This window comes from Polaribacter cellanae, from assembly GCF_017569185.1.
GTDB classification, from domain to species: Bacteria; Bacteroidota; Bacteroidia; order Flavobacteriales; family Flavobacteriaceae; genus Polaribacter; species Polaribacter cellanae.
The window spans coordinates 32,619-57,368 of record NZ_CP071869.1 but is presented as its reverse complement, the minus strand read 5'-3'; the positions used below and the strand labels follow the sequence as shown (position 1 = coordinate 57,368).

Below are 24,750 nucleotides of genomic sequence, written 5' to 3'. Positions count from 1 at the left end.
TATTTATTATTATTCTATAAAGATACTGACAACTAATTATATTCGCAAATGACAGTTAAATTAAATTATTTGTTTTTATTCCAGATTGCCCAAGACTCTTCTGCCTGAATTTCTAACATTTGATATCCGTTTTTTACAGTTGCTCCTCTTTCTTTTCCTTTTTCAAGAAAAATCGTTAATTCTGGATTGTAAATTAAGTCGAATAACAAATGTTTTTTAGATAAATATTGATATGGAATTGTTGGATATTTATCTACATTGGGCGAAGTTCCTAAAGGTGTACAATTGATAATAACATTGTATTTGTTGAAGATTTTTTCTGACAAATCTTGATATGAAATTTCTTTTTCGCCTGAAGGATTTCGAGAAACAAATTTATATTTAATATTATTTCGTTTCAAAGCAAAAGCAACTGCTTTAGAAGCTCCTCCAGTGCCTAAAATTAGTGCAAATTTATGATGCTTTTTAAAATAAGGAGAAATCGATTTTTCGAAACCAACAACATCTGTATTGTATCCTTTTAAATTTCCTCTTTTTGTGAATTTAATTGTATTTACTGCTCCTATTTTTTTGGCAGTTTTATCTAATTTATCTAAATAAGGTATCACTTCTTCTTTGTAAGGAATTGTTACATTTATTCCACAAATGCTATCATCATTTTTAATAATATTTGGGAAATCTTCTATTTTTGGAATATCGAAATTTACATACTTGGTTTTAGTAAAACCTAAATTTTTAAATTTCTTTGTAAAATATCCACGTGAAAAAGAGTAAGAAATATCTTTTCCTAAAAGTCCGAAAGTGCTATTTTTTCTTTCTGCCATAATAATCTATAATTAGTATTAATGCGATTCCTATAACAATATAAAAAATGGCAAACCAAGTTTCTGTATTCGAAAAATCTGGAATAAACCTGTGATAGTTTTCAATAATTTTATTGCCAGTTTTATCTAATGCAAAATCGCCATTTTTAGTTACATATACTGCTTTTTTCCATGGCCAAACAATCCCTAAAGAACCCGTTATAAAACCAATTATAACGGCTGTTACGATTGTGTTCCATCTTTTTAAAACATATCCTAAAACATGCGAAATAGAAACCAAACCAAATGCAGAACCTGCTGTAAAAACACTTATTATTTTAAGGTAACGAATTTTCTCTGAATCTAACAATATCTCGAAATTTCCTGATACCAAATTTGTTATTACAAAGAATAACTCGTTTACAGAATCTACTAAAAGTAGTACATAATTACCCATTAAAATTAAAATAAAAGAACCAGAAAGTCCTGGCAATGTCATTCCAGAAACTCCAATAATTCCACAGATAAAAACAAACCAAAGATTATCATTTTCGGCTGCAGGTGTTAAAAAACTAATTCCTATTCCTACTGAAGCTCCTATGACTAATGAGCCAATATTTTTTGCATTCCATTCTCCAAAATCTTTTCCTATATAATAAATAGAGCCAATAATCATTCCAAAAAACCAGCTCCACACATAAAGTTCATAGTGTTTTAAAAAATAATCTAAAACTAAAGAAATACTAAAATAGCTAAAAATACTTCCAGCCATTATTAATGTTAAGAATTGTGCATTTGTATATCTAAAAAAGCTAGTAAACCTTCCATTTAAAAGCAGTTTTAATGCTTTTAAATTTACTTTTCGAAAAGAATAAATTAATTCTTCGTAAAAGCCAAAAACAAAAGAAACAGTTCCACCAGAAACACCAGGAACTTTATTTGCAGCTCCCATTGCTAATCCTTTTAGAAAAAGATTTGTTTTTTGTAGAAATGTTCTTTCTTGTTGCATTTATACTTTTTTAACAGCTAATTTCTCCATTAATAAAATTAGTGCAAAACCAATAAGAGCCAAAACTACTGCCATTAATAATTGCGGATCTGCATCAAAATTATAAGGAGAAATGCTTTGTTCTTTTAAAGGCACTTCAATTCCATGAGAATTTGTTCGCCAAGTAAGTGTTTCTTTCCAAGGCCAAATTTTATTTAAAGAGCCTATTATAAAACCCGTTAACATTGCTAAAGTAATATTTTTATAATTTACGAACATCCATTTTAAAACTTTAGAAAAAGATAACAAACCTACGATTGCTCCTAAGCCAACTACTGCTATTGTTTTTAAATCTTTATCGTTAACAGCGGATAAAATTGGTTTGTAAGCACCTAATAAAACTAAAATAAAAGCTCCTGAAATTCCTGGTAAAATCATTGCGCAAATTGCAATGGCTCCTGCTAAAAACATAAATAACAGAGAAGAATTTTCGCTTACCAAAGGATTTAAAGTAGTTACATAATACGCTAAAAAAGCGGCCGCCAAAAGTGCCAAAACCGCCACAACATTCCATTTTTTAATTTGTTTAGCGATGTAAATAATACTCGCTAAAACCAAACCAAAGAAAAAAGACCATAATAAAACAGGCTCGTTTTCTAATAACCATTTAATGGTTTTTGCTAAAGATATAATGCTTATAAAAATTCCAATAAAAAGTGATAATAAGAAAGTTCCATTTACTTGTTTCCAAGCTGCTGTAAAACCTTCATTTTTTAATGTTTTAAATAAACCAAAATTAATCTTGCTTATAGAACCTAATAACTCTTCATAAATACCAGATATAAATGCAATTGTACCTCCAGAAACTCCTGGCACTACATCTGCTGCACCCATTGCCATTCCTTTTAATCCAATAATTACGTAATCTTTTAAACTTCTAGACATTCTGTTTTGATTTAAAAAAAACGAAGATAGTAGAATTTTAAGTAAAAATAAATATTGATGCTCTCTATTGACAGTTTATTTAATTTAAAAAAAACGTATTTTAACATTTTAAAAGAAAACCATTTTAAGATTCGCAAATGCCCAAAAAAGGAAAAGCAAAAAACACACTTAATAAAGCGAAGCACACCAAGTTAATGAATCGTAAAATTAACAAAGTAAAGCTAGAAAAGCAGCTTCATAAAAAACGTTTAAAAGCTATTATTAAAAAAGCGAATCAAGAAAAAAAAGAAGATTAAATATGAGTATAAAGTATATTTTTGGGTGTATTATTTCTTTTCCCTTACTTCCTGTGCTTTTAATGCAAGGTAAAAAAATTCGTAAAGACACTCCAAGATTACCTGAAGCCCTAAAACCAAAAGGCTATATAAAAACGACTTCACAAAAGACTTTAAAAGTAATTACATTAGGAGAAAGCACCCTTGCAGGTGTTGGTGTAGATATTCACGAAAATGGTTTTACTGGTGCACTCGTAAAAGAAATTTCAGAAAAAAATAATATCTCTATTTTATGGAGAGTATATGCAAGAAGTGGTTATACAACGAAACAAATTACCAAAAAACTACTCCCAAAAATTGAAGAGTCTAATGCAGATATTATTGTAATTGGTTTGGGTGGAAATGATGCTTTTAAATTGAATTCGCCTTTATTAGTAATGCTAAATATCGAAAAGTTGATTAAAAGTCTTAAGAAAAAATTTCCTAGAACACCTATTTATTTTACAAATATGCCTCCTATTAAAGAGTTTCCTGCGTTTACAAAAACGATGAAATTTGTTATTGGAAACTTGGTTGAAATTTTTGGAGAAAAACTTCAAAAAAAGGTAAAAAGAAAAAAAAGAGTTTTTTACAATAGTGAGGTTGTAACTTTAAAAAATTGGTCTAAAAAGTACAATCTTAAAAACGACATTGCTATTTATTTTAGTGACGGTGTGCATCCTTCTAAATTATCTTACGAATTATGGGGAAAAGATATGGCGCAATTTATTATGAAGAAAAGAAGTTTTAAAAAGTGGTTAAGAGCTATATAAACTAAAAAAAACTCAAGCTTTCACTTGAGATTTTTAATAATATATTTTCGATAATTTTAAGTATCAATAGAGCCTAAAACACGCTTCATAAAAGTATTTAACGCTTCTTTTTTAGGGGTTCCATCTTTTACCATTTTATCTACTTCTATTGCCCCATACATATTAGAAATCAACTCTCCAACAACATCTAATTCTTCGTCTTTTAAAGACGGAACTTCTGTTAAAGCTTCTAAAGTTTCAATTGTTTCTAAAACATAATCTTGGTCGTTTTCTTCAATAAAATTGGTTAAATGTTTAATTACAGGTAATTTCATAGATCTAAGCTAATTCGTTTACTAAGTCTTTCAAAACATCAAACTTATTGGTTTGTGCTTGGTTCTTTTTTTCTCCGTTTTCGAAAATTGCAAATGTTGGTAAATTACTTACATCTGCTAACTTTCTGCTTTCAGGAAATTTCTCTGCATCTACAATTACAAATTTAATTGTATCCATTTCTGTTGCCAATTTCTTAAATTTTGGCTTCATAATTCTACAGTTTCCACACCAAGTTGCAGAATATTGTACAATTACTTTTTCGTTTCCTTCTAAAATAACACCTAAGTTATCTTCTGTTAATTCTTGTACCATAACTTTATTCTTTTTTTATTTTGAAAAGGATTCGTGTTTTTGTCCCCCAACTCCAACACGAATTTATTCCTCTTATTTTTTAATGTTTTGCTAAATATGCTGCTGTTCCTTTTGCATTTGGAGACATAGCTTCTTTACCTTCTTCCCAGTTTGCAGGACAAACTTCTCCGTTTTTTTGAACGTGTGCATAGGCATCAATTAAACGTAAAAATTCATTTACATTTCTACCAACTGGCATGTGGTTAACGCCTTCATGGAAAACTGTTCCTTCTTCATCAATTAAATAAGTAGCTCTGTAAGTTACATTATCTCCTTCTACTTGAATTGTTTGGGAAGCTTCATCAAAAGTTTCGTTTGTAATATCTAAAATTCCTAAAATTGAAGATAAATTACGGTTAGAATCTGCCAAAATTGGATAAGTAACCCCTTCAATACCTCCATCATCTTTAGAGGTATTTAACCATGCAAAATGTACTTCTGGAGTATCACAAGATGCACCAATTACAAGTGTGTTTCTTTTTTCGAACTCACCTAAAGCTTCTTGGAAAGCATGTAATTCTGTAGGACACACAAATGTAAAGTCTTTTGGATACCAAAACAACAATACTTTTTTCTTGTTATTTATTGCTTCTTCTAATACATTTAGCTTAAATGTATCACCCATTTCGTCCATTGCATCTACATTTAAATCTGGAAATTTTTTACCAACTGTTGTTGCCATTTTTTTTATTGAATTTTATAATTAATAATATGTTTTTTATTTTCCGATGCAAAGATAAAAATGATGGTGGAGAATAAAGAAATAAGTTAATGGAAGTTTTTATATTACAATCAATTTTTATTATAACTTAAGATGATAATAATAAAATTTTCTGATATAGATTACCTTAAATCAATATTATTTATTTTAAAATAAAATAAATAGATAAAAACTATTTAAAATATTTTGTAACTTTGAAGCATCAAAACATAAAATTTTAATTATGAGCAATTACGATACAAAAAAAAACAACTCTGGTATGGATAAATGTCCATTTATGAGTGGTGCTGAGAAAAAAACTGGCGGAAGTGGAACTACAAATAGAGATTGGTGGCCAAATGAATTAAAATTGAATATTTTACGTCAAAATGCATCAAAATCAAATCCTTTAGGAGAAGACTTTAACTATAAAGAAGCATTTAACAGCCTTAATTTTAAAGAATTAAAACAAGATATACTAAATTTAATGACAGACTCACAAGATTGGTGGCCAGCAGATTACGGTCATTATGGTGGTTTTATGGTTAGAATGGCCTGGCACAATGCTGGTACTTATAGAATTGGTGATGGACGTGGAGGAGCAGGTACAGGAAACCAACGATTTGCACCAGTTAATAGCTGGCCAGACAATGGAAATCTAGATAAAGCTCGTTTACTTTTGTGGCCAATTAAAAAAAAGTATGGCAATAAAATATCTTGGGCAGATTTAATAATTTTAACAGGAAATTGTGCTTTAGAATCTATGGGGTTTAAAACCTTTGGTTACGCAGCTGGTAGAGAAGATATTTGGGAGCCAGAACAAGATATTTACTGGGGAAGTGAGAAAGAATGGGGAGACAATGAGGCTAGATATGAAAGTGGCGAATTAGAAAAGCCATTAGCTGCAGTTATGATGGGTTGGATTTATGTAAATCCTGAAGGACCAAATGGTATTCCAGACCCAGTGGGTTCTGCAAAAAATGTTCGAGAAACATTTAAAAGAATGGCTATGGATGATGAAGAAACTGTAGCCTTAATCGCTGGTGGGCACACGTTCGGAAAAGCACATGGTGCTGCAAATCCAGACAAATATGTTGGAGATGCTCCTCATGGAGCTAAAATTGAAGAAATGAGTTCTGGATGGAAAAACACCTATAAGTCTGGTGTTTTAGATGATACAATTACAAGTGGAATCGAAGGTGCTTGGACACCAAACCCTATTCAATGGGATGCCGATTTTTTTGATGTTTTACTAAATTACGATTGGGAATTAACGAAAAGTCCTGCAGGTGCGCATCAATGGACACCAACTGCTGCTTCAAATGCAAGAATGGCTCCAAAAGCTGGAAATGCAAATGAAAAACAAGCTTTAATGATGACAACAGCTGATATTGCTTTGAAAACAGATCCTAAATATTTAGAAATTTCTACTCGTTTTCATAAAGATCATAAGGCTTTTGAAGATGCTTTTGCAAGAGCTTGGTACAAATTAACACATAGAGATATGGGACCAATTGATCGTTATTTGGGCCCAGAAGTTCCTTCTGAAGAATTATTATGGCAAGATCCAATTCCAGCTTCAAAGAATGTTTTAAGTGATGCAGATATCAATGCTTTAAAGAATACGATTTCTAATACTGATTTAACAATTTCTCAATTAGTTTCCACTGCTTGGGCTTCTGCTTCTACATACAGAGGTTCAGACAAACGTGGTGGTGCAAATGGTGGAAGAATTCGTTTGGAACCTCAAAAAAATTGGGAAGTAAATAATCCTGAAGAATTAAGTGAAATCTTAGCTGTTTACGAACAAATTAAAAAAGATTTTAACAATGATGTTTCTATTGCAGATTTAATTGTTTTAGGTGGTTCTGTAGGAATTGAAAAAGCAGCAGAAAATGCAGGGCACAAATTAACAGTGCCTTTTTCGCAAGGAAGAGGAGATGCTTCTCAAGAACAAACAGATATTGATGCTTTTAGTTATTTAGAACCTTTGGCAGACGGATTTAGAAATTATGCAAAACCTAATTTGGCAATTTCACAAGAAGATTTATTGGTAGACAGAGCTAATTTACTAACATTATCTATCCCAGAAATGACAGTTTTAGTGGGTGGTTTACGAGTTTTAGGAGTAAATTACAACAACTCTAATCATGGTGTTTTTACCGATAAAAAAGAAACCTTAACCAATGATTTCTTTTCGAATATTTTAGATTTTTCAATTACTTGGGAAGCTGTAAATGCTGAAGAAAAAGAATTTATTGGAAGAGATCGCAAAACAAATGCAATGAAATTTTCTGGAACAAGAGCAGATTTAATTTTTGGTTCTAATACAGAGTTAAGAGCTGTTTGTGAAGTGTATGGAGCAAATGACGGGCAAGAAAAATTTGTAACCGATTTTGTAAAAGCTTGGACAAAAGTAATGAACTTAGATCGTTTCGATTTATAAAATTCTTTGATTCATAAAGTAAAAAAGAGGTAATTCGTTGGAATTACCTCTTTTTTTTAATGAATTGAAATCATTATCATTTTTAAAAACTAATATTAGAAGAAGTTCAATAGCAATGGGTTTTAACCCATTGTAAATTTATTATAAAAATGCTGGCTTTAGCCAAACTTTTTTTAATATGAGTAATAATTTTGGCTAAAGCCACCTGGGTATTATTTATAACATCCAGCTAAAGCTGGATGCAATTGAAAATGTTTAATCTTAAAATTGTTGAACACTTTTATTCTTTTAAATAATGGTCATAAAATGTTTTAAATATGATAATTAAGATTAATATTCCACATATAAAACCTATTATTTACTCGCAAATAGTTTTACATCGTTCTTAGAAACTTCTTTTTCTCCCAAAATTATTAAACGTTCTACCACGTTTCTTAATTCACGAATGTTTCCTGTCCAATTATATTCTTGTAATAATTTTATTGCTTCTGTAGAAAAACTTTTTGCAGCCATTCCTTGTTCTTCGGAAATCTTTTTTGCGAAGAAATCTACCAATAAAGGAATGTCTTCTCTACGATCATTCAAAGCAGGAACTTTTATTAAAATAACTGCTAATCTGTGGTATAAATCTTCTCTAAATCTACCTTCAGCAATTTCTTCACGTAGGTTTTTATTGGTGGCTGCTACTACTCTAACATTTACTTTTATATCTTTATCTGATCCCACTCTGGAAATTCTATTTTCTTGAAGCGCACGCAAAACTTTTGCTTGTGCAGACAAGCTCATATCTCCAATTTCATCTAAAAAAATGGTTCCTCCATTTGCCGCTTCAAATTTACCTGCTCTATCTTTATTTGCTCCTGTAAAAGAACCTTTTACGTGTCCAAATAACTCACTTTCAATTAATTCTGATGGAATTGCAGCACAGTTTACTTCAACCATAGCACCTTTATGACGGTTCGATTTTTCGTGCAACCAATGTGCCACCAACTCTTTTCCTGTTCCATTAGGTCCAGTAATTAAAACTCTTGCATCTGTAGCTGCAACTTTTTCAATAATTTCTTTAATATGAGAAATAGCATCGCTTTCGCCAACCATTTCGTAATTTTTGCTTACTTTTTTCTTTAAACGTTTGTTTTCTACCACCAACGTTTTCTTTTCCAAAGCGTTTCTTACGGTGTTTAAAAGTCGGTTTAAATCTGGTGGTTTCGATATATAATCAAAAGCCCCTAAACGCATTGTATTTACTGCTGTATCTAAATCTCCATGTCCAGAAATCATAACAATTGGCACTTCTGGCTTTATCTTTTTTGCTTTTTCCAAAACCTCTACACCATCCATTTTTGGCATTTTAATATCACAAAGAACCAAATCGTAATCTTTGTCTTTTATCATTTCTATTCCAGCCAAACCATCTTCTGCTTCTTCCACAATATAGTTCTCGTTTTCTTCAGAAATAATTTTTGTTAAAACCCTTCTAATTGCTGCTTCGTCTTCTATTATTAATATTATTGGCATTATATTCTAAATTTAATTCCTGTTCTTAAATAAAATGTATTTACGTTGTCTAACGTAAAAACATTGTCTCTATCTGCGTTTCTTAAAACATTGTTTAACCTTAATGTATAACCATTATATGCAAACTAAATGTTTTGGAAATTGATATTCGTACCCTAAACCAGCCACTACAACTGATAAAGAAATATTATCTACCTGGTTTCCATTTACCATTGTTGGTCTTTGTAAATGTGCAAAATAACCATCTAAACCCACAAAAGATTGTAAATTCTCTTTGGGGCTAAAAGCATATTTTAAGTTTATTTTTGGAACGCCAACTATATAAGACCATTTCTTATTCAGCTGTCTAAAATAACTAATTAATGGTAATGGAAAAGTAATTCCTGTTGTGGTATTATAGGTCAATCCTAAAATTAATCGATAAGGTTTTTCGAGCTCTTTTGCTTTTGTTCGATCTTTAATAAAGAAAACACCTCCATTTACAAAAAAGTCTTTACTGGTTATTTTTTTATTTAAAGTTGAAGCTAATCTTGGAGAAATACTGTAAGCAACCCTCCATTTTTTATTCATTTTATAAGTATAAGCTAAGTTTAAATCGATAACTGTAATAGTTTCAGTGGAAGAAGTATCGAAAGGATAAGCATCATTTAAGTTTAAATAAATTCGATTGTATTCGGAGCCGAATACAAAATAAGCATCTTCTTTTACTTCAATAGGGTAATTTACCAAAGCTCTAATTCTAGTGTATTGATCTTCGGATTTATTCTTCGGAATAAACGAATATTCTAATCTCGCCAAATCTGTAAGTTGCGCATTTGAAACTACATACGTGAATATTGAAATCAATACTAAAAACTTTTTCATATTTTTTTTTCTACTTTATTCTTCTTTTTGTGCTATTTCTTTTGGTTCGTTATTTTCTTTAACTACTTGTAATTTTGCTTGCGGATAAAAATGCACATCTCTTTGAGGGAAAGGAATGGTAACATCGTTCTCTCTAAATGCTTTATCGATTGCAAAACGTAAATCGCTTTGTATAAAACGTGTTTCGAAACTGTCGTTTAAAGAAAACACCAACTTAAAATTTAAAGAACTATCTGCAAAATCCGTAAACAATACACTTGGTTCTGGAACTTTTAAAATTTTCTTATGATTTTTAGCAGTTTCCATTAAAATATTTTTTACCAATTCTACATCGCTTCCGTAAGAAACTCCTACTGTTACAGACTCTCTAGTTTCTGTTCCATTCTCTGTCCAATTGAAAAGGATATTTGTTAAATACAAATGATTTGGAATTACCAAAACCTTATTATCTATCGTTACAGCTCTTGTGGTTCTTAAACGAATATCTAAAACCCGACCTACTTTTCCTTCTAATTCAATAATATCTCCAACATGTACAGATTGGTCTACCAGTATAAAAATTCCAGAAATAATATCTTGAAACAATGTTTGCAAAGCCAAACCAACACCAATTAAAAGTGCTGCAGAGGCTGCAAAAATAGCGGTTACATTTACTCCTGATGCATGCATCGCTATTAAGAAAATAATTAAAAAAACAAACCACCTTATATAACTAAAAACGGTTACAAATTTATGTTTATCGTTCTCTGGTAATTTTCTTGTAATTATTCTACGTACAAATTTAAGCAGAATTGCAGTTACAATTAGCGCAATTGCAACAAATAGTAACCCTTTTACTGTAATACTTATGTCATTAGAAAAAACAAATTTATAATCTAAAATAGAATTTGCTTCTTCTACAATTGTATCTGTTACTTGATCTATTTTGTCTTGCATTTCTTTAATATTTTAACCATTTGTACAAATCTTTATAAGTTGCTTTTTTACCATACATTAAAATACCAACTCTGTAAATTTTCGCAGCTAACCAAACCATAAAAACAAAGGTAGCTACTAATAAACTCATCGAAATTACCAATTCTGTCCAAGAAACTCCAAAAGGAACTCGCATTAACATAACAATTGGCGATGTTAACGGAATATAAGAAAAAATTATCGAAACAGGTCCATGAGGATCGTTTACAACAGTGGCAAAACCAACATAAACTCCTAACATTAAAGGCAACATAATTGGCAACATAAATTGCTGGGTATCAGTTTCATTATCTACAGCTGCACCAACTGCTGCAAAAAGTGAACTGTACAACATAAAGCCACCTAAAAAATAAAAGATAAAAAGTACAAATAACTTTAAAATTGGTAAACCTAAAATTTCTTGCACCACCAATTGCATTGTATCTCCTTCTGCTGCATTTTTAACAGTACTTATTTGTTCTGCTGAAACAGAGGTATTTTGTATTTGCGACATATCTACACCAAATACAGAAGAAACAATTGTTAAAATAACGAACAATAAAATACCCCATATAAAAAATTGAAGCAAACCTGCAGAAGCATTTCCAATAATTTTACCCAACATTAATTGAAACGGTTTTACAGAGGAAACAATAATTTCTATAATTCTGCTTGTTTTTTCTTCGATAACACTTCTCATTACAGAAGAACCATAAATAATTACAAACATCATTAATAAATACCCTGCAATTGCACCAAAAATAATCTTAATCCAATTTTTTAATTTTGATGATTCTTCTCCAGAAAAATCATACATTTTTATATCGGTCTTAATTTTTGAAGCTTCAATTTGTGCTAAATCAATACCAAAATTGGTTAATTTTTTATTTCGAAGCTTTTTTTCTATTTTACTCTCTAAAGAATTTATTAGAGACATATTTGGCGATTCTTTAGAATAAAACTCAACCGAATTTGCTAAAATTTCTAAACTATCTTTCTTAGGAATATATAAAACTCCATAATAGTTACCATCCTCTACTTTTTTCTTGGTTTCTGAAATTCCAGAACTCGTAAAATTTAAATATTTAATAGTTTCAGAATCTTTAAAATCTGTTTTATCGAACAAACCAGAATTATCTACATATACAATTTCTTTTACCTTTTCGTCATTTTTTTTCATCAAAAAAACAACCAAAGTAAGCATACCAACCATAATAAGTGGACTCAAAAAAGTCATCACAATAAATGATTTATTTCGAACCTTAGCAATAAATTCTCGCTGAATAATTAACCTTAACTTACTCATAATTAGTTGTTTTTATTTATTGCTTGAATAAAAATATCGTTTGCACTGGGTATTAACTCTACAAAATGTTGCACTTCTCCTCTACTCGTTAAAAATGATAATAAATCGTTCGCAGAATTATTTTCGTTTAACTGCACATTTAATGTTAAACCATCATTCAATAATTTAAAATCTGCAGGAGATACTTTAAAATTTTCTTTTAAGGTATTTTCCACCTCAACAGAATTTACCGTTTTTAAACCGACTTGAAACGTATTTGTTCTAAAATTACGTTTAATATCGTCTAATTTTCCATCTAAAATTAAATTCGATTTGTTTATCAGTGCAATCTCATCACACATTTCTTCCACAGACTCCATTCTGTGTGTCGAAAAAATAATGGTTGCACCTTCGTCTCTTAATTGTAGGATTTCCTTTGCAATTAATTGCGCATTTATAGGATCAAATCCAGAAAAAGGCTCATCAAAAATTAATAATTTAGGATTGTGCATAACCGTTACAATAAACTGTACTTTTTGCGCCATTCCTTTAGAAAGTTCTTCAATTTTCTTTCCCCACCAAGCAGTAATATCAAATTTTTCGAACCAATATTGCAGTCTTTTTTTTGCTTCAGCTTTGCTTAACCCTTTTAATTGCGCCAAATACAAAGCTTGTTCGCCAACTTTCATCGATTTATACAAACCACGTTCTTCTGGTAAATAGCCTATTTGTTCTATATGATGTGGTGCCAATTTTTCTCCATCTAACAATATTGTTCCAGAATCTGGCATCGTAATTTGGTTTACAATTCTAATTAAAGATGTTTTTCCTGCTCCATTTGGCCCTAATAAACCATATACAGATCCTTTAGGAATATGAATAGAAACATCATTTAATGCTGTAAAATCGCCATATTTTTTTACGACGTTATTTACTTCTAATAAATTTTTCATTAATTATTTTAAATTAAAATCGATAATTTTTTGTCTGCTACAAACTTACATATTTTGTATTATTAATAATCGAAACCTTAATCATTAATTTTTTGTTAAAATTTACTATGCATGCATAACTTTTTTCAAATTTACTATGCGTGCATAATAAATTTTTATATCTTTGATGCAATGGAGAAATACAAATCGATAGATCATCAATTAAGAGCAACTTGGCAAGCAGTTGCTAAATTGTACAATGAGCAAGCATTAACCCATAATAGCACAATGGCTACTGCTTTTGTTTTATTAAATATTGATAAAATAAATGGCACTCCATCCACAGCCTTAGGGCCTTTAATGGGAATGGAACCAACAAGTCTTTCAAGAATTTTAAAAAATATGGAAGATAAAGGAGCCATTTACAGAGAGAAAAACCCAGATGATGGTAGAAGTGTAATTATAAAATTAACAGAGTATGGTAAAGAAATGCGTGCAGTTTCTAAAGGACATGTAATTCAGTTTAACGAAACTGTAATACAAAATGTATCTCCAAGAGATTTGGAAGGTTTTTTTAACGTGACTTCGAAAATAAATAAATTAATTGCTGATAAAGAAATTTATAAACAAACAAGCAACAAAGCAGTATAAAACAAGAAACAAATGACTAGAAGAATTAAAAAAGTAGCGATTATCGGTTCCGGAATTATGGGAAGTGGAATTGCTTGTCATTTTGCCAATATTGGCGTAGAAGTTCTTTTATTGGACATCGTTCCAAGAGAATTAACTGACAAAGAAAAAGCGAAAGGTTTAACATTAGAAGACAAAGTAGTTCGAAATCGTTTAGTAAATGACGCGTTAGCAGCTTCTTTAAAATCGAAACCCTCGCCTATTTATAATCAAAAATTTGCAAACAGAATTACCACTGGTAATTTAGAGGATGATATTGCAAAAGTAAAAGATGTAGATTGGATTATGGAAGTTGTCGTGGAAAGACTCGACATCAAAAAAATAGTTTTCGAAAAACTGGAAAAACACAGAACTCCAGGAACTATTATTTCTTCGAACACTTCTGGTATTCCTATTAAATTTATGAATGAAGGCAGAAGTGAAGATTTTCAACAACACTTTGCAGTAACTCACTTTTTTAACCCTCCAAGATATTTAAAACTTTTTGAAGTAGTTCCAGGACCAAATTGCAAACAAGAAGTTACCGATTTTTTAATGATGTATGGAGAAAAATTCTTAGGAAAAACCTCGGTTTTAGCAAAAGATACGCCTGCGTTTATTGGAAATAGAATCGGAATTTTTGGAATTCAATCTTTATTTCATCAAGTAAAAGAGTTAGGTTTAACTGTTGAAGAAGTAGATAAGTTAACAGGCCCAGTTATTGGTCGCCCAAAATCTGCTACTTTTAGAACCGTTGATGTGGTTGGTTTAGATACTTTAGTGCATGTTGCAAATGGTATTTATGAGAATTGTCCTAATGATGAAGCGCATGAATTATTTAAATTACCAGATTTCATCAACACAATGATGGAAAATAAATGGTTAGGAAGCAAAACTGGACAAGGTTTTTATAAAAAAATAAAAAACGAAAATGGCAAAAGTGAAATTTTGACGTTAGATTTAGATACGATGGAATATCGTTCTAAAAAACGCGCAAAATTTGCTACGCTAGAACTAACAAAAACCATAGATAAACCTATTGATAGGTTTAAAGTATTAATTGGCGGAAAAGACAAGGCTGGCGAGTTTTATAGAAAGAACTTTGCAGCGATGTTTGCCTACGTTCAAAATAGAATTCCAGAAATTTCTGACGAATTATACAAAATAGACGATGCAATGAAAGCTGGTTTCGGCTGGGAAAATGGCCCTTTCGAAATTTGGGATGCTGTTGGTGTAGAAAAAGGAATTGAATTAATGAAAGCTGAAGGAAAAGAACCTGCAACTTGGGTTACAGAAATGTTGGCTGCTGGTTCTAAATCTTTTTATTCTGTAAAAGAAGGCGCAACTTATTATTATGATATTCCTTCTAAAAAACAAACGAAAAAACCGGGTCAAGATGGTTTTATCATTTTAGATAATATTAGAAAATCAAACGAAGTATTTAAAAATTCTGGTGTTGTTATTGAAGATATTGGAGATGGAATTTTAAATGTAGAATTTCAATCTAAAATGAACACCATTGGAGGTGATGTTTTAGCAGGCATAAATAAGGCTATTGATTTAGCTGAAAAAGATTACCAAGGTTTGGTTGTTGGTAACCAAGCAGCCAATTTTTCTGTTGGTGCAAATATTGGAATGATTTTTATGATGGCTGTAGAGCAAGAATATGACGAATTAAATTATGCCATTAAGTATTTCCAAGACACCATGATGCGCATGCGCTACTCATCAATACCAACTATTTCTGCTCCTCACGGAATGGCTTTAGGTGGTGGTTGTGAAATATCCTTACATGCAGATAAAGTTGTAGCTGCAGCAGAAACATATATGGGATTAGTAGAATTTGGAGTTGGTGTAATACCTGGTGGTGGTGGCTCTAAAGAAATGGCGTTAAGAGCATCTGACACTTTTCATAAAGGAGACGTAGAGTTAAATATTTTACAAGAAAATTTCTTAACCATTGGTATGGCAAAAGTATCAACTTCTGGTTACGAGGCTTTCGATTTGGGATTATTGCAAAAAGGAAAAGATGTTATTGTTGTTAATAAAGACCGACAAATTGCCACTGCAAAAGCACACGCAAAATTAATAGCAGAAAGCGGTTACACACAACCTGTAAAACGTAAAGATGTAAAAGTGCTAGGAAAACAAGCTTTAGGAATGTTTTTAGTAGGAACAGACTCAATGGAACATTCTAAATACATTTCTGAACACGACCAAAAAATTGCAAATAAATTAGCGTATGTAATGGCTGGTGGAGATTTATCTGAACCAACTTTAGTTACAGAGCAATATTTATTAGATTTAGAGCGCGAGGCTTTTTTAAGTTTGTGTACTGAAAGAAAAACTCTTGAGAGAATTCAAGCAATGTTAAAGACTGGAAAACCCCTTAGGAATTAAGTTAAAAAGTATTTAGTAGGCAGTATTAAGTACAAAGACAAAGACAACAAAATATGAACTTAATATCCGATACTAAAATCTAAATACTATTATTATGCACAGATTTGAAGAATTGAAAATATGGCAAAAAGCAATGGACATTACTGAAAAATGTTATAGAGCTTCAGAAAATTTCCCTAAAGAGGAAAAATATGGATTGACATCACAACTTCGAAGAAGTGCTGTTTCTATTCCTTCTAATATATCTGAAGGAGCAGGACGAAATACAAACGGAGAATTCAAACAATTTTTAGGAATTGCAAATGGATCTTCCTATGAATTATTAACTCAATTATATTTATCTAAAAGATTAAATTTAATTAATGAAGAAAATGTAAGACCAATTATAAATGAGATTATTGAAGTAACAAAAATGAATTACTCACTTCAAAAATCACTAACTAAGTCTTAATTCTTTATACTAAAATCTTAATACAACTATGAGCAAACAAGCTTACATCGTAAAAGCATACAGAACTGCAGTTGCGAAAGCGCCAAAAGGAGTTTTTCGTTTTAAACGTGCAGACGAGTTGGGTGCAGAAACCATTCAACATATGATGAAAGAATTACCAAATTTAGACGTAAAACGTATAGATGATGTAATTGTAGGAAACGCAATGCCAGAAGGTTCTCAAGGATTAAATATGGCACGTTTTATTTCTTTAATCGGTTTAAACTCTGTGGATGTTCCTGGAGTTACTGTAAATCGTTTCTGTTCTTCAGGATTGGAAACTATTGCAATGGCCGCTGCAAAAATTAATGCAGGTATGGCAGATTGTATTATTGCAGGTGGTGCAGAAAGTATGAGTTCTGTTCCAATGACAGGTTTTAAACCAGAATTAAATTACGACACCATTAAAAATGGTCATGCAGATTATTATTGGGGAATGGGAAATACAGCAGAAGCAGTTGCAAATCAGTTTAAAATTTCGAGAGAAGACCAAGATGAATTTGCGTACAACTCTCACATGAAAGCTTTAAAAGCACAAGCAGAAAATCGTTTTCAAGACCAAATTGTTCCTATTGAAGTTGAAGAAACCTATTTGAATGAAAACGGAAAAAAAGCAACCAAGAAATATACAGTAAATAAAGATGAAGGACCAAGAGCTGGAACTTCAATCGCTGTTTTAAATAAATTACGTCCCGTTTTTGCAGCCGGAGGAAGTGTTACAGCAGGAAACTCCTCTCAAATGAGTGATGGTGCTGCTTTTGTAATGGTCATGAGTGAAGAAATGGTAAAAGAATTAAACATCGAACCAATTGCAAGAGTAGTGAATTATGCAGCTGCTGGTGTAGAGCCAAGAATTATGGGAATTGGACCTGTTGCAGCAATTCCTAAAGTTTTAAAACAGGCAGGATTGCAACAAAACGATATCGAGTTAATCGAATTGAATGAAGCTTTTGCTTCTCAATCTTTAGCAGTAATGCGTGAGTTGAATTTGAATGAAGATATTGTAAATGTAAATGGTGGTGCAATCGCTTTAGGGCATCCATTAGGTTGTACAGGTGCAAAATTATCTGTGCAATTATTTGATGAAATGCGTAGAAGAAACATGAAAAACAAATACGGAATGGTAACCATGTGTGTAGGAACTGGACAAGGTGCTGCAGGGGTTTTTGAATTCCTTTCGTAAACAAAAAAGATATAAGACTGAATGATATAAGACTTCAAGACTGTTTTGTTTTGGTAAATTTCATTCATCATTAAAATTAATAAAATAACATTCAATAAATAAAGTAATTCAAAAGTCGTCACATGTCATTTGTCTTACGATCATAAGTCAACAAAAAAAATATGGAAACATCAAAAAAAGAACTTTTAAGAGGTGGTCAGTTTCTGGTAAAAGAAACAAATTGCGAAGACGTTTTTACTCCAGAAGATTTTACAGAGGAGCAACAAATGATGAAGGAAGCTGTAATGGAATTTAATGACCGTGAAATTATTCCTCATAAAAATAGATTTGAAGCGAAAGATTATGCATTAACCGAAGAAGTAATGCGCAAAGCCGGAGAATTAGGTTTCTTAGGTGTTGCAGTACCAGAAGAATATGGTGGTTTAGGTATGGGATTCGTTTCTACACTTTTAACTTGCGATTATATTTCAAGTGGAACAGGCTCTTTTAGTACCGCTTTTGGAGCACATACAGGAATTGGAACCATGCCAATTACTTTGTACGGAACAGAAGAGCAAAAACAAAAATATGTACCAAAATTAGCTACAGGAGAGTGGTTTGGCGCATATTGTTTAACAGAACCTGGAGCAGGCTCTGATGCAAATTCAGGAAAAACAACTGCCGAACTTTCTGCAGATGGAAAATCTTATAAAATTAATGGACAAAAAATGTGGATTTCTAATGCAGGATTTTGTCGTTTAATGATTGTTTTCGCAAGAATAGAAAATGATAAAAATATTACTGGTTTTATTGTTGAATATGATAAAGATAATACAAACGGAATTACTTTAGGTGAAGAAGAACATAAATTAGGTATTAGAGCATCATCAACCAGACAAGTATTTTTTAATGATACAGTTGTACCCACAGAAAATATGTTAGCAGGACGTGGAGAAGGGTTTAAAATTGCAATGAATGCTTTAAATGTTGGTCGTATTAAATTAGCTGGTGCTTGTTTAGATTCTCAACGCAGAATTATTTCATACGCTGTAAATTATGCAAATGAACGCAAACAATTTAAAACACCAATTGCAGATTTTGGTGCCATAAAAGTAAAACTAGCAGAAATGGCAACAGATGCATATGTTGGTGAATCTGCAACTTACAGAGCTGCAAAAGACATCGAAGATAGAATTGCATTAAGAATCGAGGCTGGAAATTCGCACCAAGAAGCAGAATTAAAAGGTGTTGAAGAATATGCTATTGAATGTTCTATCTTAAAAGTAGCTGTTTCAGAAGATGTACAAAATTGTGCTGATGAAGGAATACAAATTTTTGGTGGAATGGGATTCTCTGAAGAAACACCAATGGAAGCTGCTTGGAGAGATGCAAGAATTGCAAGAATTTATGAAGGAACCAACGAAATTAACAGAATGCTTTCTGTTGGAATGTTAATTAAAAAAGCCATGAAAGGGCATGTAGATTTATTAGGCCCTGCAACAGAAGTTGCAAACAGTTTAATGGGAATTCCTTCTTTTGACACGCCAGATTACTCAAAATTATTTGCGGAAGAAAAAGAAATGATTGCGAAATTAAAAAAGACTTTTTTAATGGTTGCTGGTGCAGCCCTACAAAAATATGGTCCAGAAATTGAAGAACATCAACAATTATTAATTGCGGCTGCAGATATTTTAATTGAAATTTATATGGCAGAATCTGCAATTTTAAGAACCGAGAAAAATGTGAAACGTTTTGGAGAAGAAAAGCAATCTGTACAAATTGCCATGTCTAAATTATACTTATATCATGCAGTAGATAAAATTGAAGAAAAAGGAAAAGAAAGTATTATTTCTTTTGCTGAAGGAGATGAGCAACGCATGATGTTAATGGGCTTAAAGCGATTTACAAAATATGCAAATTACCCAGACATTGTAGATTTGCGCAACGAAATTGCAGAAAAAGTAAAAGCAGAAAATAAATACTGCTTCTAAGGAGCTCTTGATGTCAAAATGAGTGTTTAGAAAATATTTTTCTTCTCACTCAGGCTGACAACCTTATAAATATTGAAAATTTTCTTAAAAATCAAAGTTTTAAGAATTAGTTGTTTGTTTAGAAAAGACCATCTTAATTGATGGTCTTTTTTTTGATTGGATAAATTAATTTTAGGATTCTTAATTTTTGTAAATTAGTAGTCTAAATTTTATATGATGAAACCTTTTCTAAAAATAGCACTTCCATTTTTTGTAACGACATTTTTATTCCTTTTTTGTAATAATATCGAACCTAAAAAAAAAGCTACAAAGTCGATTGAAACCGCTCAAAAACATCCAAAATTCAACGAATATTGGTACCAAGGAAAAGCGGAAATAACTTCTTATAAATTATATCAAAATAGATATGGAGAAATTCATAAAGGAACTGCTGTAAACATTTTTGTTACTGAAGATTTTTTACCAAAAAAACAGGTAAAAGCAGATAATAGAAATGATAAAAATATACCCGTTTTAAAATTAAACAGCACTAAAAAATTTGTTACAGGTATTTACCCTTATTCTTTAATGACAAGTACCTTCTCTCCTATCAACACAAACGAAAGTGCGATTAAAATTTCTTTTTCTGCGCAAGAATGGTGTGGAAACACTTTTGTTCAGTTGAATAACAGAGAACAGTTTAAAATTGATTTTTATTCTTATTTCGAAAGTAATGCTGATAGAAAATTATCTCTCGAGAAAAATATTTTAGAAAACGAATTATGGAATATTATAAGAATAAATCCGAAGAATTTACCGATTGGAAAGTTTGATATTATACCTTCTTTTGAATTTTTAGCATTAAATCATCAAAAAATAAAAGCCTATAAAGCCGAAACTTCTTTAGATGAGAAAGAGGATTTTATTTTGTATTCAATTAATTATCCTGAGTTAGAAAGAACTCTTATTATAAAAACTACAAAAGAATTTCCTTTTATTATTGAAAGTTGGGAAGAAACCTTAACCAAAAGAGGAAAAACATTAACGACAAAAGCTGAGAAAATTAAGACGATAAAATCTGCCTATTGGAGTAAAAATAGGGTTACAGATACTGAAGAACGTAAAGAATTGGGATTGTAGATTTGATTGAAAATAAAAAAAGACACGGATTTCACAGATTCTCACAGATGTTACTCTTATTATTTGGGTGTTTTCAACCTTAATATGATTTACTCTAATTGATTAGAAAAAACTTTAATTATCTTCGTTTAAAATAATTATGAAAACTAAATTCTTATTTCTCTCATTTCTTACCACTCTATTATTTAGCTGTAATACTCCAAAAAGCGTTCAAATTGATAAACAAATGCTTTTAGAAAGCCTTAAAATTTTATCTCATGATTCTTTAGAGGGAAGAGGGTTTTCTAAAGCAGGAAACTACAAAGCACAAAAATTTATCGCTAAAAGGTTTGAAGAAATTGGTTTAGAAAAAATGATTGGAGATACATACATTCAAAAATTTCCTTATACTTTTTCAGGAAAGAAAAGATTGAGAATGTTTCCAGTTTCCGGAGTCGAAAAAGAGGCAGAAAATATTGCTGACACCACAGTTTTTGGTGGAAATATCATCGGAAAAATTACTGGAAAAATTAATAAAACAATTGTAATCACAGGGCATTTAGATCATTTGGGTATTAAAAACGGGGAGATTTACAATGGTGCAGATGACGATGCTTCTGGAACTGCTGCTTTGTTTGCAATTGCTGCATATTTCAAAAAAAACACACCAAAACATACGTTGGTTTTTGCTGCTGTGGATGCTGAAGAAATTGGTTCTTTAGGTGCAGATTATTTCCTAAAAAATTACACTAACAAAGAAAATATTATTTTAAATATTAATATGGATATGATTGCACATAACGATTCTTTACAATTGTATGCTTCTGGTTTACATCATTATCCGCAGTTAAAAGAACCGCTTCAAAATATAGAATCTCCTATAACTTTATTATTCGGACATGACAATCCTACTGATAAAACAAAAGACGATTGGACGTATTCTTCTGACCACAGAATTTTCCATCAAGAAAATATTCCTTTTATCTATTTTGGTGTAGAAGATCATAAAGATTATCATAAACCTACAGACACTTTCGAAAATATCAATCAAGAATTTTATATAGATGCTGTAAAATTAATTATCAAAGCAATTGAAAATTATGATTCTTTTTTAGAATAAAAAATATTAGTTTCTAAATAAAAAATCTATTTTATATTTAGGAACCCCTTACAACTACTACAAAGTGACATATAGGTGACACCTATATGTCACAATAAAAACAATTGTATATAAATATCTTTGTGACAAATAAAAATTATGGAAACACAAACAATTGCAAAAAAATTAAAGTATCAAAGAAAGTTAAAAGGATATTCTCAAATAGAACTATCAGAAAAATCAAACGTCACAATTAGAACTATACAACGAATTGAAAAAGGAGATGTTACTCCTCATCTTCAAACCTTAAAATTATTAGCAGAGGCTTTAAATATAGGTGTAGAAGATATTTCTGTACTAAATAACCCAAAAGAAGAATCAATACAAAAAAAGTGGTTATTATTTATACATGGTTCTCCAATACTTGGTTTTATTTTTCCATTTACAGTTCTCTTTCCTTTATTTTTATGGATTCATAAAAGAGAAGATAATTCCATTTATAATATTCATGCAATTAAAGTTATAAATTTTCAATTAAGCATTGCTTTAATACACATACTATCCTTTATCCTATTACTAACAGTTCAAGGTTGGGGATTTTTATTTTTTATACTAATTATTCCAATTAATTTTCTTTTAATTATTTATAATATTTTTAAATCCATAACTACACAGAAGTGTTTTTACCCTTTATCAATTCCTTTTTTAAATATCAAAAAAAATAGTACAACAACAATTTTAAAATCATTTTTAATCTTATTAATTACAATTAGTTGTACTACAAATAAAAAAAACAAATTACAAAAACTTACTGAATATGAGGGACTATATGAATATAAAGAACAAACAACTTTAAATATAGTCGCTTCTGGTTTAGACACTACTTTATACGCTATATTAGATGATGCAAAATATCCTTTAAAACATATTAAGAAAGATAGTTTTTTAAATATAAGAAAGATACCTGTTGTTTTTAAAAGAGATAAAAATAAAAGTGTTATAGGTTACGAGTCTGAAGGTAAGTATTTTAAACTTTTAAGTACCAAAATTAAAAAGCCAGAAATGTTTCCAAGAAAAGAACTATTTAAAAAACCAGAAAAATATAAATACAATATACCTTCAGATGATAATAACGGATTAAAAGTGGGAAATTTATTGGATGAGTTCTCTAACCCTGAACTTATTATAGAAATGGTAAAAGAAACCATAAAAGGAAATTTTCCTGAAGTACATAGTATTTTAATATACAAAAATGATAAATTAGTACTTGAAGAATATTTTTATGGTTATGATAAAAACACCCAACATCAATTAAGATCTGCAAGCAAACCTTTTATTGGAACATTACTCGGAATTGCGATTGATAAAGGTTTTATAAAAGATGAAAAACAAAAATTATTACCCTATTTTTTTGATACATACAAAAACATTAAAAACATAGATGCAAAAAAAAAGGAAATTACCCTAGAAAATATTCTAACCTATAAACATGGAATGGATTGCGAAAATAACAATTCAGAAAGTAAAGGAAATGAATTAAGAATGATGGGAAGCAAAGACTGGGTAAAACACACTTTAGATTTACCAATGGTTACAAAACCAGGCGAATACTCTTCATATTGTTCAGGTTGTTCTTTAATTTTAGGAAAATTAATAGAAATTACAACAAACCAAAAAATAGAAAATTTTGCAAAAAAAAACTTATTTTATCCTATGGGAATAACAAACTATAGTTGGGTTTTTGAACCAAATCAAGCAAGTAAAACAACATTTAATCAAAAATACATTACATCCAGAGATTTAATAAAATTAGCAAAAATGTACAAGGATGATGGAAAATGGAATGACCAACAAATAGTATCTAAAAAGTGGATAGATAAAACTTTCAAAACACAAAAAGGTGATTATGGTTATTTATGGGAACATAAATATTTTGTAATAAATGATAAAGAATATAATTCTTATTTAGCTTCTGGTAATGGAGGTCAAAAAATAAATATTTGGCCAGAATTAGATATGATTACTGTTTTTACAGGTGGAAACTACAACTCTTTTGAACTCTATAAAAAAACTACACCTCCAAATAAAATGATACCCGAATATATTTTAAAGGCACTTTAAAAAAACAAATATTCTAAAACATCTAATCTCTTTTTTATCAGTACTTTTGCAGGCAATTTGAAAACATTATAATGAAGCGTATAAAACAATATAAAAAACTTTTTAAAGTTGAAGGATCCATTAATTTGAAAGAATTAAAAACTACTTATAGAGGTTTGGTTAAAGAATGGCATCCAGATAAATTTCAGGATGAAGATAAAAAAGCAGCAGCAGAACTTAAAAGTACAGAAATAATTGATGGTTATCACTTTTTAGTAAGTATTGCTCCTGAAACAAAGGAAGCAAATTTAGACGCTTACAAAAAAACAATTACCGAGTTTCAAGTAGCAGATTGGCATCATAAAAGTATGTTATTAGAAGTTACTTTTACGGACGGAAATTCTTACGAATACTTTGGTGTGAGTAAAACTTTATTCGGAAAATTCGTAAACGCAAAATCTATGAATAATTTCGGAAAAAGAAATATTTTCAATTCTTTTACTTACAGAAAATCAATGAAAGCTTCTGTGAACGCTTAATTAACTGTCATTCC

Annotated in this window: 23 protein-coding genes; 12 read left to right on the top strand and 11 right to left on the bottom strand. The window is 30.4% G+C overall.

The genetic code is table 11. The features are described 5' to 3' along the window. Positions 1-65 precede the first annotated feature (65 nt). The 3 genes from J3359_RS00270 to J3359_RS00260 are packed head-to-tail and all read right to left on the bottom strand — an operon-like array spanning position 66 to position 2,736. A complete protein-coding gene (locus J3359_RS00270) occupies positions 66-824 on the bottom strand; it encodes a shikimate dehydrogenase family protein (RefSeq protein ID WP_208078690.1) in 759 nt (252 codons plus the stop codon). After that, positions 805-1,812 (bottom strand): DUF368 domain-containing protein, encoded by a 1,008-nt coding sequence (locus J3359_RS00265; RefSeq protein ID WP_208078689.1) that lies wholly within the window; start codon positions 1,810-1,812, stop codon positions 805-807. Before J3359_RS00265 ends, J3359_RS00270 begins: the two co-directional genes overlap by 20 nt. Then, positions 1,813-2,736 carry a polyprenyl-phosphate transporter gene (locus J3359_RS00260; RefSeq protein ID WP_208078687.1) on the bottom strand — a complete coding sequence of 308 codons (924 nt, stop codon included), beginning with the start codon at positions 2,734-2,736 and terminating at the stop codon, positions 1,813-1,815. A 137-nt stretch (positions 2,737-2,873) separates the two neighbouring features. Here J3359_RS00260 and J3359_RS00255 point away from each other — a divergent pair, with 137 nt between their 5' ends. Together J3359_RS00255 and J3359_RS00250 are read left to right on the top strand one after the other, a co-directional pair. Then, positions 2,874-3,032: a hypothetical protein gene (locus tag J3359_RS00255; RefSeq protein ID WP_208078686.1), complete on the top strand. Its 159-nt coding sequence runs from the start codon at positions 2,874-2,876 to the stop codon at positions 3,030-3,032. A gap of 2 nt (positions 3,033-3,034) precedes the next feature. After that, entirely contained in the window at positions 3,035-3,823 is a 789-nt protein-coding gene (locus J3359_RS00250; RefSeq protein WP_208078684.1) for an SGNH/GDSL hydrolase family protein, read from the top strand. Between the two features lie 56 nt (positions 3,824-3,879). On the opposite strand, the gene J3359_RS00245 is transcribed toward J3359_RS00250, so the two are convergent. The 3 genes from J3359_RS00245 to J3359_RS00235 all read right to left on the bottom strand — a co-directional run bounded on the left by J3359_RS00245 (position 3,880) and on the right by J3359_RS00235 (position 5,171). Beyond that, a complete protein-coding gene (locus J3359_RS00245) occupies positions 3,880-4,137 on the bottom strand; it encodes a DUF6952 family protein (protein ID WP_208078682.1) in 258 nt (85 codons plus the stop codon). A gap of 4 nt (positions 4,138-4,141) precedes the next feature. Continuing rightward, positions 4,142-4,450: a thioredoxin family protein gene (locus J3359_RS00240; protein WP_208078680.1), complete on the bottom strand. Its 309-nt coding sequence runs from the start codon at positions 4,448-4,450 to the stop codon at positions 4,142-4,144. 79 nt (positions 4,451-4,529) lie between these two features. Next, positions 4,530-5,171: a peroxiredoxin gene (locus J3359_RS00235; RefSeq protein WP_208078678.1), complete on the bottom strand. Its 642-nt coding sequence runs from the start codon at positions 5,169-5,171 to the stop codon at positions 4,530-4,532. 262 nt (positions 5,172-5,433) lie between these two features. On the opposite strand from J3359_RS00235, the gene katG reads away from it, so the two are divergent. Further along, on the top strand, positions 5,434-7,635 hold the full coding sequence (gene katG / locus J3359_RS00230) for a catalase/peroxidase HPI (protein WP_208078676.1): 2,202 nt from the start codon (positions 5,434-5,436) through the stop codon (positions 7,633-7,635). Between the two features lie 354 nt (positions 7,636-7,989). Here katG and J3359_RS00225 read toward each other — a convergent pair whose 3' ends face one another. The 5 genes from J3359_RS00225 to J3359_RS00205 form a co-directional block, all read right to left on the bottom strand. Further along, positions 7,990-9,153 (bottom strand): sigma-54-dependent transcriptional regulator, encoded by a 1,164-nt coding sequence (locus J3359_RS00225; protein ID WP_208078674.1) that lies wholly within the window; start codon positions 9,151-9,153, stop codon positions 7,990-7,992. A gap of 114 nt (positions 9,154-9,267) precedes the next feature. Then, positions 9,268-10,017 carry a DUF6268 family outer membrane beta-barrel protein gene (locus J3359_RS00220; RefSeq protein ID WP_243765962.1) on the bottom strand — a complete coding sequence of 250 codons (750 nt, stop codon included), beginning with the start codon at positions 10,015-10,017 and terminating at the stop codon, positions 9,268-9,270. Positions 10,018-10,032: 15 nt separating this feature from the next. Beyond that, positions 10,033-10,953 carry a mechanosensitive ion channel family protein gene (locus tag J3359_RS00215; protein WP_208078672.1) on the bottom strand — a complete coding sequence of 307 codons (921 nt, stop codon included), beginning with the start codon at positions 10,951-10,953 and terminating at the stop codon, positions 10,033-10,035. 4 nt (positions 10,954-10,957) lie between these two features. Next, positions 10,958-12,277, bottom strand: a complete 1,320-nt coding sequence (locus J3359_RS00210) for an ABC transporter permease (protein WP_208078671.1) — start codon at positions 12,275-12,277, stop codon at positions 10,958-10,960. A 2-nt stretch (positions 12,278-12,279) separates the two neighbouring features. After that, on the bottom strand, positions 12,280-13,209 hold the full coding sequence (locus J3359_RS00205; protein ID WP_208078669.1) for an ABC transporter ATP-binding protein: 930 nt from the start codon (positions 13,207-13,209) through the stop codon (positions 12,280-12,282). 171 nt (positions 13,210-13,380) lie between these two features. Between J3359_RS00205 and J3359_RS00200 the strand changes: the two genes are divergently transcribed. The 9 genes from J3359_RS00200 to J3359_RS00160 all read left to right on the top strand — a co-directional run bounded on the left by J3359_RS00200 (position 13,381) and on the right by J3359_RS00160 (position 24,736). Further along, positions 13,381-13,839 (top strand): MarR family winged helix-turn-helix transcriptional regulator, encoded by a 459-nt coding sequence (locus J3359_RS00200; protein WP_208078667.1) that lies wholly within the window; start codon positions 13,381-13,383, stop codon positions 13,837-13,839. Positions 13,840-13,851: 12 nt separating this feature from the next. After that, complete coding sequence (locus J3359_RS00195) at positions 13,852-16,257, top strand: 3-hydroxyacyl-CoA dehydrogenase/enoyl-CoA hydratase family protein (protein ID WP_208078666.1); 2,406 nt, start codon at positions 13,852-13,854, stop codon at positions 16,255-16,257. 94 nt (positions 16,258-16,351) lie between these two features. Next, a complete protein-coding gene (locus J3359_RS00190; RefSeq protein ID WP_138536772.1) occupies positions 16,352-16,708 on the top strand; it encodes a four helix bundle protein in 357 nt (118 codons plus the stop codon). Positions 16,709-16,736: 28 nt separating this feature from the next. Next, complete coding sequence (locus tag J3359_RS00185) at positions 16,737-17,930, top strand: acetyl-CoA C-acyltransferase (protein WP_208078664.1); 1,194 nt, start codon at positions 16,737-16,739, stop codon at positions 17,928-17,930. 161 nt (positions 17,931-18,091) lie between these two features. Further along, positions 18,092-19,900, top strand: coding sequence for an acyl-CoA dehydrogenase FadE (locus J3359_RS00180; RefSeq protein ID WP_208078662.1), 1,809 nt, complete (start codon positions 18,092-18,094; stop codon positions 19,898-19,900). 216 nt (positions 19,901-20,116) lie between these two features. Beyond that, the gene (locus J3359_RS00175) at positions 20,117-21,019 is read left to right on the top strand and encodes a septum formation inhibitor Maf (RefSeq protein ID WP_208078661.1); all 903 of its coding nucleotides are present in this window, start codon (positions 20,117-20,119) and stop codon (positions 21,017-21,019) included. A 139-nt stretch (positions 21,020-21,158) separates the two neighbouring features. Then, complete coding sequence (locus tag J3359_RS00170; RefSeq protein WP_208078659.1) at positions 21,159-22,118, top strand: M20/M25/M40 family metallo-hydrolase; 960 nt, start codon at positions 21,159-21,161, stop codon at positions 22,116-22,118. A gap of 138 nt (positions 22,119-22,256) precedes the next feature. Further along, complete coding sequence (locus J3359_RS00165) at positions 22,257-24,218, top strand: serine hydrolase (protein ID WP_208078657.1); 1,962 nt, start codon at positions 22,257-22,259, stop codon at positions 24,216-24,218. Positions 24,219-24,289: 71 nt separating this feature from the next. Next, positions 24,290-24,736, top strand: a complete 447-nt coding sequence (locus tag J3359_RS00160; RefSeq protein WP_208078655.1) for a KTSC domain-containing protein — start codon at positions 24,290-24,292, stop codon at positions 24,734-24,736. Positions 24,737-24,750: the final 14 nt, after the last annotated feature.

Excerpts from the sequence above, each read along its gene's own strand:
- J3359_RS00235 (WP_208078678.1), bottom strand. The coding sequence starts at position 5,171 with ATGGCAACAACAGTTGGTAAAAAATTTCCAGATTTAAATGTAGATGCA.
- J3359_RS00205 (WP_208078669.1), bottom strand. The coding sequence starts at position 13,209 with ATGAAAAATTTATTAGAAGTAAATAACGTCGTAAAAAAATATGGCGAT.
- J3359_RS00265 (WP_208078689.1), bottom strand. The coding sequence starts at position 1,812 with ATGCAACAAGAAAGAACATTTCTACAAAAAACAAATCTTTTTCTAAAA.
- J3359_RS00170 (WP_208078659.1), top strand. The coding sequence starts at position 21,159 with ATGAAAACTAAATTCTTATTTCTCTCATTTCTTACCACTCTATTATTT.
- J3359_RS00245 (WP_208078682.1), bottom strand. The coding sequence starts at position 4,137 with ATGAAATTACCTGTAATTAAACATTTAACCAATTTTATTGAAGAAAAC.
- J3359_RS00220 (WP_243765962.1), bottom strand. The coding sequence starts at position 10,017 with ATGAAAAAGTTTTTAGTATTGATTTCAATATTCACGTATGTAGTTTCA.
- J3359_RS00215 (WP_208078672.1), bottom strand. The coding sequence starts at position 10,953 with ATGCAAGACAAAATAGATCAAGTAACAGATACAATTGTAGAAGAAGCA.
- J3359_RS00185 (WP_208078664.1), top strand. The coding sequence starts at position 16,737 with ATGAGCAAACAAGCTTACATCGTAAAAGCATACAGAACTGCAGTTGCG.
- J3359_RS00225 (WP_208078674.1), bottom strand. The coding sequence starts at position 9,153 with ATGCCAATAATATTAATAATAGAAGACGAAGCAGCAATTAGAAGGGTT.
- J3359_RS00250 (WP_208078684.1), top strand. The coding sequence starts at position 3,035 with ATGAGTATAAAGTATATTTTTGGGTGTATTATTTCTTTTCCCTTACTT.
- J3359_RS00160 (WP_208078655.1), top strand. The coding sequence starts at position 24,290 with ATGAAGCGTATAAAACAATATAAAAAACTTTTTAAAGTTGAAGGATCC.
- J3359_RS00180 (WP_208078662.1), top strand. The coding sequence starts at position 18,092 with ATGGAAACATCAAAAAAAGAACTTTTAAGAGGTGGTCAGTTTCTGGTA.
- J3359_RS00260 (WP_208078687.1), bottom strand. The coding sequence starts at position 2,736 with ATGTCTAGAAGTTTAAAAGATTACGTAATTATTGGATTAAAAGGAATG.
- J3359_RS00195 (WP_208078666.1), top strand. The coding sequence starts at position 13,852 with ATGACTAGAAGAATTAAAAAAGTAGCGATTATCGGTTCCGGAATTATG.
- J3359_RS00165 (WP_208078657.1), top strand. The coding sequence starts at position 22,257 with ATGGAAACACAAACAATTGCAAAAAAATTAAAGTATCAAAGAAAGTTA.
- J3359_RS00190 (WP_138536772.1), top strand. The coding sequence starts at position 16,352 with ATGCACAGATTTGAAGAATTGAAAATATGGCAAAAAGCAATGGACATT.
- J3359_RS00210 (WP_208078671.1), bottom strand. The coding sequence starts at position 12,277 with ATGAGTAAGTTAAGGTTAATTATTCAGCGAGAATTTATTGCTAAGGTT.
- katG (WP_208078676.1), top strand. The coding sequence starts at position 5,434 with ATGAGCAATTACGATACAAAAAAAAACAACTCTGGTATGGATAAATGT.
- J3359_RS00255 (WP_208078686.1), top strand. The coding sequence starts at position 2,874 with ATGCCCAAAAAAGGAAAAGCAAAAAACACACTTAATAAAGCGAAGCAC.
- J3359_RS00175 (WP_208078661.1), top strand. The coding sequence starts at position 20,117 with ATGAAACCTTTTCTAAAAATAGCACTTCCATTTTTTGTAACGACATTT.
- J3359_RS00270 (WP_208078690.1), bottom strand. The coding sequence starts at position 824 with ATGGCAGAAAGAAAAAATAGCACTTTCGGACTTTTAGGAAAAGATATT.
- J3359_RS00240 (WP_208078680.1), bottom strand. The coding sequence starts at position 4,450 with ATGGTACAAGAATTAACAGAAGATAACTTAGGTGTTATTTTAGAAGGA.
- J3359_RS00200 (WP_208078667.1), top strand. The coding sequence starts at position 13,381 with ATGGAGAAATACAAATCGATAGATCATCAATTAAGAGCAACTTGGCAA.